Below are 12,433 nucleotides of genomic sequence, written 5' to 3' on the forward strand. Positions count from 1 at the left end.
TCGGCCTTATCCCCACACTTGTCCCAAATCCGGATTCAAGGTACATCCTGCCCGCAGAATTAACTCCAGAGGCCAGTGGAAAAGATCAAAACTGTACAAGCACCAGGGCAAAACCTTACCTGAACATTCTATAAAATATAAATACTTCTATAGCTATAACTAGCGTTTTGGCATTGATATAGCTGAAAAATTAGCAATAAATTAGCTGTAAGTCTTATTGGAGCTTAAGCCTTTTACCTCATCTCTGCATTGAAGGCCTCCAATACTCCTGAACCCGGGCAAAGATCAGCATAGACCATTTCGTTAAGCGGCTTCATCGAGGTATTCAAAATGTCATGCAAAGCATCCCGACCGGTTTCATAGTAAAGTAGACCGGTGACGATTTCATTGACAGCTCGGGAAGTATGGATTTTGGTCATGGCCGAAAGCCTATTGGTGGGATCCCAATCCAGATCCAGTTTGTTGATATTGAGATAAGTACCATCATGGAGCGTGATCCGTTCGGTGGCACCGCTGGCTATGGTCGCTGTGATCTCTTCTGCGGGAGGTACAAAATCCAGATCAGATACAGCATCCATATGTGCCCGTACGTAATCATAGGACTTGGTAGATCCCTTATTATTATTAAAGGTGACACAAGGTGAAATCACATCGATAAAAGCAAACCCTGGATAGGACACAGCTGCTTTGATGAGTGGAATCAATTGCTCTTTATCCCCAGAAAAACTTCTGGCTACAAAACTGGCCCCCAGTTCTAAAGCCAGGCCTGCCATATCGATGGTCTGGAATAAATTGGTTTCACCGGATTTATTCATGCTGCCACGATCTGCGGTGGCAGAATCCTGGCCTTTGGTGAGACCATAACAACCATTGTTCATGACGATATAGACCATATTGAGATTGCGACGCACCGCGTGGACAAACTGGCCCATGCCTATGGATGCAGAATCGCCATCTCCGGACACTCCCAGGTACAGCAGGTCTCTATTGGCCAGGTAAGCTCCGGTAGCCACCGAAGGCATACGACCATGTACAGAGTTGAATCCATGCGAATTGCCCAAAAAATAAGCAGGTGTCTTCGAACTGCAGCCAATCCCTGACAATTTAGCAATACGATGAGGAGGGATAGAAAGCTCGAAAATGCCCTGAGTGATCGCGGCACTGATCGAGTCATGTCCGCAACCGGCGCACAAAGTCGATAAAGCGCCTTCGTAATCTTTTTTGGTAAATCCCAGTTTGTTTTTAGCGGCTTCAGGATGCCGAAACGCTGGTTTTATATAAGTCATGCTGGTTGTTTGATGATGAAGAATAACCCATGTGGTGATATATCTGGTCGTAAATATGCTGTGCAGTGATCGGCAACCCATCATAATTGAGCACCGGGATCAATTTGTTGGGATCGACGGATAATTCATTGATTAATAAGGTACGCATTTGGGCATCACGATTTTGCTCTACCACAAATACCTTATCATGGGCGTAAATAAATTCCTTTAATGAATCCTGGAAAGGAAAAGACCTGATGCGCGCCAGGTCTAATTGAATGCTATCGTTAGCCAATAAATCTGCAGCCTCTTCTGAGGAATACTCTGAAGTGCCAAAATACATCATGGCAAACTTACTTTTTTGAGTACCGATATATTCCGGAGAAGGTAAATAAGATTTGATAGTCTCCCATTTTTTCAAAAGCCTATCCATATTGCGTACATATGGTTCTGATTCTTCAGTGTATCGCGCCAATTCGTCCCTGGAGGTGCCTCGGGTGAAAAAACTTCCTTTGGTAGGGTGAGTGCCCGGAATGGTCCTATAAGGTATACCGTCACCATCCACATCTTTATACCGGCCAAATTCCGCCAAAGTCTCTAATTGTGCAGCATTTAATACTTTTCCCCGGTGATAGAGTCTTTTGTCATCCCAGGTAAAAGCGGGAGTGCTGTGTTCATTCATGCCCAAATCCAGATCTGTCATGACGATTATCGGGGTCTGGAGCTGTTCAGCCAGATCAAAGGCATCCGCTGTCATTTCAAAACATTCTTTTGGAGAACTCGGGAAGATCATAGGGTGCCGGGTATCTCCATGGGAGGCATAAGCACAAGCCAGAAGGTCTGATTGTTGAGTACGGGTAGGCATACCGGTTGAAGGTCCCCCTCGCTGCACATCGATCAAAACCAAAGGTATTTCTGCAAAATAGGCCAGGCCTAAAAACTCTGTCATGAGAGAAATCCCAGGACCACTTGTAGCAGTAAACCCCCTCGCACCGTTCCAATTAGCACCAATAGCCATACCGATAGCCGCCAGCTCATCTTCTGCTTGCACGAACGCATATTTTTTCTTGCCATCGGCATCCCTTCTATATCGGGAAGCGTAATCATCAAAAGCAGACATCAGGGAAGTAGAAGGGGTGATAGGGTACCAGGCACCCACAGTGGCTCCACCAAATACTGCTCCTAATCCACAGGCACTATTGCCGTCGATCATGATCTGATCTTTGTTTGCCTCCCGACTTTCTATTTTAAATGCTGCTGGCAGTTCATAATGCTCCTTAAGATAATCGCCTCCGAGATGTAAAGCTTTGACATTGGGGGCTATTAGTTTTTCTTTTCCTTGAAACTGGTCAGTAACCATCTGTTCCAGCACGGACATATCCATATCCAATAAGGTAGCCAAAGCCCCTACATAGACCATATTTTTAAATAGAAGCCGTTGTCTTGGATCGGTATAGTTTTGAATACATATCTCCGTCATTGGGATCCCGATATTGGTGATGTCTTCTCTGAGGTATTCTTTGCCCAGGGGCTTAGTACTGTCATAGATAAAGTACCCACCAGGTAAAATATTATGGACATCTTTGGCCAGGCTCTGTGGATTGATGCTGACCATAATGTCTACACCAGCCCGTCGGCCCATATACCCTTTATCACTTACTCTGATCTCATACCAGGTAGGAAGGCCTTGGATATTAGATGGAAATATGTTCTTGGGAGATACAGGCGCCCCCATTCTAAAGATTGCCTTAGCAAACATATTGTTAGCACTGGCTGATCCTGTGCCGTTGACATTGGCCAATCTGATGACACAATCATTTATTTTAATTACGCGTGACATGCACTTCCGGCTTTAGCAGTATTATATAAAAATCGCTGCATATCCCAGGCAGCAGTGGGGCATCTCTCCGCACATAAGCCACAATGCAGGCATACGTTTTCGTCTTTGACCATCACTCTTTTGGTAGGCAAAGGGGAGGAGACATATAGGTCTTGACTCAGCAGATGAGCAGGTTCATTTAATCTCGAACGCAGATCTTCTTCTGTGCCATTATTAGTGAAAGTAATACAAGATGTAGGACAAATATCGGCGCATGCATCGCATTCAATGCAGCGATCTGTAACAAATATAGTTTGTACATCGCAGTTGAGGCAACGCTGAGCTTCTTTAAATGCCAGCAGATCATCATAACCCAGTTCCACTTCTTTTTTTCGATTAGACAGTGTCTCCTGTTTGCTGGCATGAGGTACTTTAAATCGTAGATCAGAGGTCACCGTACTATCATAACTCCACTCATGAATCCCCATTTTTTGACTGAAGAGGTTGGTCATCGGATCAGGTCTGTTGTGAATATTATCTCCATCGCAATATAAGTCGATAGAGATCGCTGCCTGATGACCATGGGCTACTGCGGTGATCACATTTTTAGGCCCAAAAGCAGCATCCCCTCCAAAAAATATCTTTGGGTGAGTAGAAGAAAATGAAATCGTGTCGACCACCGGCATACCCCATTTGTCAAATTCAAGCCCTAGATCTTTCTCGATCCATGGGAAGGCATTTTCCTGGCCTACCGCTATGATCACATCATCAGCTTCAAAAAACACATCTGGTTCTCCGGTAGGTACCAGGGACCGTTTTCCATTGATATATTGGGCAGCTACTATTTCAAACAACATGCCTTTTAGTTTGCCCTGCTCATGGACAAAAGCTTTCGGATTATGACAATTGAAAAACGGAATGTCTTCGTGCCGGGCATCTTCTATTTCCCATGGAGAGGCTTTCATCTCATCAAAAGGGCTGCGGACGACTACTTTGACATCCGTACCTCCTAATCTTCGGGAGGTGCGACAGCAGTCCATTGCTGTATTACCTCCACCCAATACGAGGACTTTTGGACCGATTTTTTCAATATGGTTAAATGCGACACTTGCCAACCAATCGATACCAATATGGATATTTGAATGAATGTCGGCCCTGCCTTCTAATTTTAAATCTCTTCCTCTCGGAGCGCCTGTGCCTACAAATACCGCATCATAGCCTTTGTCCAGCAAATCCTTCATGCTGCTCACATAGGTTTTGTAATGGGTGGTGATATTGCCAATATCCAGGATGTAATTGACTTCCTCATTGAGTACAGTCTCTGGCAATCTGAAGGAGGGGATCTGTGATCGCATAAATCCGCCGCCGAATTCCTGCTCATCATATAAGTCAATTTCATAACCCAATGGAGCGAGGTCCCGCGCGACAGTGAGGGAGGCAGGTCCGGCGCCAACTAAAGCGATACGCTTGCCATTGCTTACCTCTGGGGCCTTGGGCATGCGAGATTGCACCTCGCCTTTGTAGTCAGCTGCTACTCTTTTGAGTCGGCAGATTGCTACAGGTTCTTTTTCTATGCGACCTCTTCTGCAAGCAGGCTCACATGGACGGTCACATGTGCGCCCTAATACACCGGGGAATACGTTGGATTCCCAATTGATCATATAAGCATCACTATACCGTTCAGCGGCGATGAGTCTGATATATTCAGGTACCGGGGTATGGGCGGGACAGGCGTATTGACAATCGACTACTTTGTGAAAGTATTCCGGGTCTTTAATATTTGTCGGTTCCAAACAAGTAAGGTTATTATTTGAGGCCGCTAAAGTAAGGTTTTATTAGTTAGACTCAAAGGATTATTAAGTGGACAAAGACACTATTCGAGTATGATTTTTTTGGGATGGTACTTTAACTTAAAAGCTCAATACATCTTAATTCTTTATCATATTAAAAAAAACAAGTTTAGTGTAGATCAAAGGAGGGCTTAAGAAGCCCTTGGAGTTATATTAATAATTCAATAAAATCAATAGGTATGATACTGATATATTGAAAAAGTACATTTTATATGATTTTGATAATCAATTGTATAAAATAAAAATGGCCAGCATAAGCTGACCATTTTTATTCATACCCATTGACCATTTACAAATTAGGCTGTGGTGTATACCTCAGGTAGGGCTTAATTTTTCTGAATCCTTTAGGAAATTTTTCTCAGCATCTGCATCTGATACAGAAGGCAATATGATTACATCTTCGCCATATTTCCAATTGACGGGCGTAGCTACACTATTGTGAGCTGTTAGCTGAAGAGAATCTATGACTCGCAGGATTTCGTCAAAATTTCTACCGGTAGACGGGGGATAAGTCAATGAAAGTTTTAATTTTTTATCAGGACCTATAATGAACACACTTCTAACGGTTTGTTTCTCATTGGAGCCGGGATGGATCATATCATAGAGTTCTGCTACATGTTTGTTTTCATCCGCTATGAGAGGATAATTGACTTTGGTGACTTGTGTCTCTTCGATATCACCGATCCAGGTGGTATGAGATGCTAAAGGGTCCACACTCAATGCAAGGATCTTGACATTGCGTTTGTCAAATTCTGGCTTGAGTTTAGACATATAGCCGAGCTCAGTCGTACACACCGGCGTAAAATCTGCAGGGTGAGAAAATAAAACTGCCCAGCTATCACCGAGCCAATCAAAAAAATCTATTTCCCCCTGGGAAGTTTGCGCTTTGAAGTTTGGGACTAAATCCCCTAATCTTAATGCCATTTTTATTTGAGTTTTAAAAGTTTAAAAATTTTATTCGAAAGTTGATTGTTAAGAATTGAATTAACCAAACCCTAATAGGTTGGCATGGTGTGATCTATTTCTTTGGCCCAGGCCAGGATACCTCCTTCGAGATTGTACAGATTGTCAAACCCGTATTGATCTTGAAGCAATTCTATGACATCTGAGCTGCGTTTGCCGCTACGACAATGTACCACGACTTGTTTATCCTTGGAGATTTTTGGGATATAATTGGTGACTTCACTTTTGGGCATCAGCTCACCCTGAATATTGGCTATATCGTATTCGTAGGTTTCTCGGACATCGACTACCTGAATATTGGCTTTTTCCTGTAGCAATTGATGGAGTTGTTGGACATTGATAGATTTGACCGGTTTTTTCTCAGCAGTGTGATCGGGCAGATTGAGACCACAAAATTCCTGGTAGTCTATCAGCGTAGTTTGCGTCGGATGCTCACCATTGAGCGGATTGTCTTTGCGCCGCTTTATTTTCAAAGTACGGGTCTCGAAGCTGGCTGCATCAAAGAGGAACAATCTTCCACTCAGAGTGTCACCGACCCCGCTGATGACTTTGATGACTTCACTCGCCTGAATGCTACCAAGGATGCCTGGCAAAACTCCTATCACTCCTCCTTCTGCACAACTAGGCACAAGCCCTGGAGGTGGAGGAGTTGGGAAAAGATCGCGATAATTAGGTCCTAGCTCACCGGCTTTGTTGGTAAAGTTAAATACCGTAGCCTGTCCTTCAAACCGATATATAGAGGCGTATACATTGACTTTGCCCAATAATACGCAGGCATCATTGACGAGGTACCGGGTAGGGAAGTTGTCTGTACCGTCAGCTACTACATCATAATCTTTGATGATATCCAGGGCATTTTCGCTAGTTAAAGCAGTCTCATAGGTATTGAATCGCACATATGGATTGAGTGCTTCTAATCTTTTTTTAGCTGCCAATACTTTTGATTGCCCGATATCCTCGCGTGTAAAGAGGACTTGTCGCTGAAGGTTGCTATCATCTACTACATCAAAATCTACCATGCCGATCGTGCCTACTCCGGCTGCGGTGAGATAAAGGAGCAGGGGAGCGCCAAGGCCACCAGTCCCGACTACCAGGACTTTTGCTTGTTTGAGTTTTTTCTGGCCTTCGATGTTAAATTCAGGTAGTATGAGGTGGCGACTATACCTGGCCAATTCTTCGGGGCTAAATTTTATTTCTGTACTCATTACTAAAGTTGTTTATTAGTTTTTTCCACCGGCTATTGCAGGAATAATGCTGATTGTATCACCCTGGGCTACATTGGTGTCATTGCCCTGCAGATCTTCGATGTCGTCTTCTCCGAGAAATATTCTTACAAATCCCCGGAGTTCTTGTTTTTCGTTGAAAAGGTGTTTAGCCAATTCTGGAAATTGAACGGTCAGGTCTTTGATCGACTCAATCACGGTGCCTTCCTTGACAGCGACGGCAGCTAGATTAGAAGTAAATTTTCGTAAAGGTGTCGGGATAATGATTTTTGCCATAATGATTTAAATTCTTGGTTATTTATTTGAATAATTAATTTCTATTTGTTCTTCGATGAAAACACGGTCTTCTGTCAATCTCCATGACCGGGTATCGATGGCCTGGCCCTGATGTACATTTGTTATGAAGTAAGATAGCTCAGGCAAGGCATCTTCTAAATCTCTCCCGGAAGGTCTGGGAGGATGGTCAGGGTGAGAGTGAAACACTCCTAACAATGCTTTTTCCTGTTCGAGGGCATATCGCTCTGCTTTCATAAATGCTTTTGGGGGAATAGTATAATGCACTTTTTTATTCTCGACACTATCATTGATGACTTCTGTCGCTTCAAGCACATGGACAAGTTCATTTTCGATATGGCCATAAAAAAAACCACAGCATTCGTAGGGGTATGATTTTTCAGCTATATCGTGGATATCTCTTAGGGCGGAGGGAACTATGAGTATTTTCATTTATTTGTAGATTTCCTGATATTTTGAAGCATCATCAGCAAATAAAGTGACGATATGACCTTGCTCCATGGTATTGGCTACCTGGATCGCCCCGGCGAGATTGGCTGCTGCTGATGGGCTGATCAAAAGGCCTTCTTGTTTTGCTACCTTATCTATGAGTTTGAAGGCATCGTAAGAGGATACTTCCAATATCTGATCAGGTAGGCTAGCATCGTAGATGCCTGGGATCTCCGCAGTCTCAAGGTGTTTCCACCCTTCCAGCCCATGGAGAGGCCCATCCGGCTGCAGTGCAATACATTGTATGAGCGGATTGAGTTGTTTTAATCGCCTGGTCGTACCTGTAAACGACCCGGTGGTCCCGAGGCCTGCTATAAAGTGAGTGACAGCACCGGAAGATTGCCTCCAGATCTCAGGACCGGTACCGTTAAAATGTGCCTTCCAATTGTTTTCATTATTGTACTGATCAATGTAAAAATAGGGCTCATCCATGGTCGCATAGATTTCTCTGGCCACTTCTCTTGATTCGTCAGTACCTCCATAAGGTGAGCTGAGCACCAGATCTACACCAAGTTTTTTAAGTATTAATTGTCTCATTTTAGAAGCATTCTCCGGCAACACCAGCTTGATTTTTAATCCAAGATGAGCTGCTATGGTAGCCAGGGCGATTCCGGTATTGCCACTGGTAGCGTCGAGTATGGTGTGATGTGCTGCGAGGTCGCCTGACAGTATGCCTTGTTTTATCATATTGTAAGCAGGGCGGGTCTTGACACTGCCACCTAATTGTTGCCATTCAAGTTTGGCATATATTTTTACTTTTTCGCTAGAAAAACTATGGAGTGGATATAGAGGCGTTTCCCCAATCCATCTACCAAGCGATTCGACAGGTTCTACCAGGTTTTTCTTAGAATTGATAATAGTTTTATTCATTTATATTTTGCTTTAAAACACAAAAGCCCTTCGGATGTTTATTTCGAAAGGCTTTTGTGAATTTATTTATTTTATATTTTATTGATATCCAAGCTGTCCTTTCGAAATATAGGTTTGACAACAATAATACGCACAAGCACAGCCGATCACTGCCTCATTTAAATTGTTCGTGTATATATAATTACTCTTCAACTTTGCAATATTAGTCACTAAATCAAAAAAGCCTTCTGTACATTACTGACCAGAAGGCTTATTGATATATTTTTAAATGTAATCTATCAATCTTCTATGCCAGATGTAGATGCCCTACAGCAACAACAGCAACATGCACAACAAAAAGACAAAATAGAGTTCATTGTTTTATTTCCGGTGTCAAATATACAATCATCATGCCATTATTTCAAATCACCTTAGGCAGTAGGGAGTTAATTCATTGTTAAAACTCCTTATGAATCTGGTATCGTTTAGAAAGGTCTTGCCTTCTTTCAGCGATAATGCAAATTCTTTTTGAGTACCATCTACGGCAGCAAGGAATAAAATAGGTACACCAGCATCATCGTGGGAGATCTTCCAATTTCCCGTTAAACCTGAAGGTAGATCCGGATGGATATATGAAAATTGATGGTCTGAATAGCAAAGATCAATGACTTCTCGAGTTGCCAATGGGTTTGAAGCATCTCCGGAGATGAAATGGGTCAGCCTTGAATTGGATAATACTTTTTCCCAGCTGACTAACAAATTGGCAAGTTTAGAATTTTCAAATTCAGTACTGGAGGCTATTTCCAGTGCTAGTTCTTTATAGTGACTGTCATATAGTTTTGGGGAGGATCCACTGATGATATTGATACCCATGCCTTGCGGATTGAATAGGCTAAGCATAAATATTTTTGCAGCTTGAAAAGTCATCAATCCTGAAAGAGACGACGCATATCCATTGGGGTGAAATTTGATCACTCGTCCAGTACTAGTCATAGAGGTGCCTTCCCCATCGTATAATCCTTTGAGTAGATCAATTTTTACTTCGTCCAGCGATCGGTGTGTATGTGTTTCGATGATGATATACCCTGGGTCTTTAGAATTGGTGAGTAAATAGCTATCAGCATGTTCTGTAACTAACCAACCTTTGGGGACTTTAAAGCTGATACCATATAGAGTATAAATGGAATTGACCTTGTATTGGGCAAAGACCAAAAGACTTAAGAATGTAAATAACCCGGAAAAAAAAGTTTTTTTCATGAAAATGAAAAAAGATTACCAATTCATTTGATCGCTATCTTCCTTGTGCCCCGAGGCATCACCTTCAGCTTTGTGATCTGGAGAGTCTCCTTCGGCCTTATAGTCGTGGTCCCCACCATCCTGCTGATCTCTATGAGCAAACTGGTCATAATCAAAATCAGGCAATAGATCATTTTTCACGTGGTTGATAACATCCTGAAGACCTTCAGCAAATCGGTTAAAATCCTCTTTGTACAAAAAGATTTGATGTCTGGTGTAACCTATCCCATCGTTGCGACGAGTACTTTCGGTAAGGGTAAGATAATAGTCATTACCCTTGGTCGTCATGACATCAAAGAAATAAGTTCTTTTTCTTCCGGCTTTTACTTTGTGTGAATAAACGCTGGAATTTCTAGTGGTACCTTCATTTTCCACGGCAATTAGTATTTTAAGAATTTGTTATTCAAATATAACAAATTTTGACTTTATAGATGAAGGGAGTCTGTATTGGCATCTGAGAGCAGGCTAAAATAGGTGCCCCTATCGATCTGAGAGCAGTTATAAACTAAAATCAGGTCAGTGTGCCTAATTCGGCAGAGGCTTTGGATTCTTCCCATTTTTGCTGTTCCATTATGTCAAAATACAAACCTTTGGACTGCAATAGGTCTTCGTGAGTACCGACCTCCGCCAACCGACCTTTGTGTAAAACCATAATCAGGGAGAAATTGGCCAAATGACTGATTCGATGCGTGATCAATATAGAAGTTTTAGAGGCCAAGGCTTCATCAAATTCGCCAAGGATGGCTTTTTCAGTCCGGGTATCTACGGCGCTCAGACAGTCATCAAGTAGGAGGATATCAGGATTTTTGATCAAAGCTCTGGCTATCGCAACCCGTTGCTTTTGTCCTCCTGATAAGGTCACTCCTCTTTCTCCGAGGATGGTTTTTTCTCTCTCAGGTAATCTTTCGATTTCATCCAGAATCGCTGCGTGCCGGGCAGATTTGAGGACCTGGTCTGTATCCGCTTCAGGCGCTCCAAATTTGATATTGTCTTCTATGCTTTCTGAGAATAAAAATTGATCCTGGGGCACATAGCCAATTTTGGATCTCAGGGCATGTATATTATATTGTCTTATATCGATCCCATCTATTAGAATCTGGCCTTCCTCCGCATCAAATAATCGCAAAAGGAGTTCTGCGATGGTCGTTTTGCCGGAAGCTGTACGGCCGATTATAGCTACTCTTGCCCCCGGCTCTATTGTAAAAGAAAGATTGTCCAATGCTTTTATACCAGTATTGGAGTATACAAATGATACATTTTTAAATTCGATTTTACCTGACAGATTTGCAGGTTCAAGGTTGCCTGTATGACCAAGATTTGAACTAGTATGCATAAATTCATTGATCCGCTTCATGGAAGCTTCGGCTTGTTGGACTATGGAGGCTAGCCATCCTATAGCGGTGACCGGCCAGCTGAGCATATTGATATAGATCACAAACTCTGCAATATTGCCGGCAGTGACTACACCTGCCTGTACTCTGTAAGCACCTGCCCATACGATCACAACTGTACTTATACCTGTAAGCAACATGATCAGGGGAAAAAATAAAGCATTTACTTTCGAAAGGTCCCAGGTAGCTTCCTTGTAAGTCTCCGCTTCGCGGGAAAACATAGAAGACATTGCCTTTTCCTGGGCATAAGATTTGACGATCCTGATGCCTGAGTACACCTCTTGTGCTATCGTCGTCAGTTTGGAGAGTTGCTTTTGAATTTTAGTACTTCTTTTATTGATAATTGTACTGACATAGTAGATCGAGATGGATAAAAAAGGCAAGGGGAGGAGAGTCAGTAATGACAGGGTCAGATCGACTTTGACCATACTGGCTACCACGAGTACGATGAGTGCAGCCAAGTCTATAGCATATAAAATAGCCGGACCAAGATACATCCGCACTTTTGAGACATCTTCAGTGATACGGGACATCAAATCACCGGTAGTTTGTCCACGATAGAAAGTCTGGTCTAACTCAGAATAGTGGTTGTAAATAGCTTCCCTCAAATCGAATTCGATCAATCTGGACATAACGATGATCGACTGTCGCATGAAATACATAAATAGTCCCATTAAGATTGCACACCCGAATACGATCAAGGCAAATCGTAACAGTTTGGGGCTGAGAACAGCAGCTGACTCCGGTGAAGGATTTTTAAGTTCTGCCACCACCAGATCCAGGGCAGAGCCGATCATCTGTGGTTGCACGATCCGGAAATAATTCATCAGGATTACAAATGCTATTCCAGCCAAAAAGCGCCACTTGTAACGGATGAAATATTTATTTAAAGTCCAGAGTTCTTTCAAGTTGTAGTAGTGATGAAGGTGCAAAAATAACTGATTTTTTTTTGTAGGATCTGATCCATCAGATTTGGCACTCTTCCATACTAAGA

The 12,433-nt window shown here is 42.7% G+C and carries 8 protein-coding genes and 2 pseudogenes; all 10 read right to left on the bottom strand.

From position 1 onward, the window contains the following. Window positions 1-233: 233 nt before the first annotated feature. The 10 genes and pseudogenes from IPJ09_19580 to IPJ09_19625 all read right to left on the bottom strand — a co-directional run bounded on the left by IPJ09_19580 (window position 234) and on the right by IPJ09_19625 (window position 12,347). Window positions 234-1,286: a 2-oxoacid:ferredoxin oxidoreductase subunit beta gene (locus tag IPJ09_19580; GenBank protein MBK7373593.1), complete on the bottom strand. Its 1,053-nt coding sequence runs from the start codon at window positions 1,284-1,286 to the stop codon at window positions 234-236. Beyond that, a complete protein-coding gene (locus IPJ09_19585; protein MBK7373594.1) occupies window positions 1,252-3,105 on the bottom strand; it encodes a 2-oxoacid:acceptor oxidoreductase subunit alpha in 1,854 nt (617 codons plus the stop codon). The genes IPJ09_19580 and IPJ09_19585 overlap by 35 nt, the downstream gene beginning before the upstream one ends. Beyond that, a complete protein-coding gene (locus IPJ09_19590; GenBank protein ID MBK7373595.1) occupies window positions 3,093-4,877 on the bottom strand; it encodes an FAD-dependent oxidoreductase in 1,785 nt (594 codons plus the stop codon). The genes IPJ09_19585 and IPJ09_19590 overlap by 13 nt, the downstream gene beginning before the upstream one ends. 346 nt (window positions 4,878-5,223) lie before the next feature. Continuing rightward, a pseudogene (locus IPJ09_19595) lies at window positions 5,224-5,858 on the bottom strand (peroxiredoxin). A gap of 71 nt (window positions 5,859-5,929) precedes the next feature. Beyond that, window positions 5,930-7,396 (bottom strand): annotated as a pseudogene (moeB, locus tag IPJ09_19600) (molybdopterin-synthase adenylyltransferase MoeB). A gap of 18 nt (window positions 7,397-7,414) precedes the next feature. Next, a complete protein-coding gene (locus tag IPJ09_19605; protein ID MBK7373596.1) occupies window positions 7,415-7,846 on the bottom strand; it encodes a M67 family metallopeptidase in 432 nt (143 codons plus the stop codon). Beyond that, the gene (locus tag IPJ09_19610; protein ID MBK7373597.1) at window positions 7,847-8,773 is read right to left on the bottom strand and encodes a PLP-dependent cysteine synthase family protein; all 927 of its coding nucleotides are present in this window, start codon (window positions 8,771-8,773) and stop codon (window positions 7,847-7,849) included. Between the two features lie 405 nt (window positions 8,774-9,178). Next, window positions 9,179-10,009, bottom strand: coding sequence for a hypothetical protein (locus tag IPJ09_19615; GenBank protein ID MBK7373598.1), 831 nt, complete (start codon window positions 10,007-10,009; stop codon window positions 9,179-9,181). A 15-nt stretch (window positions 10,010-10,024) separates the two neighbouring features. After that, window positions 10,025-10,423 carry a DUF3276 family protein gene (locus tag IPJ09_19620; GenBank protein ID MBK7373599.1) on the bottom strand — a complete coding sequence of 133 codons (399 nt, stop codon included), beginning with the start codon at window positions 10,421-10,423 and terminating at the stop codon, window positions 10,025-10,027. A gap of 136 nt (window positions 10,424-10,559) precedes the next feature. Continuing rightward, window positions 10,560-12,347 carry an ABC transporter ATP-binding protein gene (locus IPJ09_19625; protein MBK7373600.1) on the bottom strand — a complete coding sequence of 596 codons (1,788 nt, stop codon included), beginning with the start codon at window positions 12,345-12,347 and terminating at the stop codon, window positions 10,560-10,562. Window positions 12,348-12,433 lie beyond the last annotated feature (86 nt).

It is taken from the genome of Saprospiraceae bacterium (genome assembly GCA_016709995.1).
Lineage (GTDB): Bacteria > Bacteroidota > Bacteroidia > Chitinophagales > Saprospiraceae > JADJLQ01.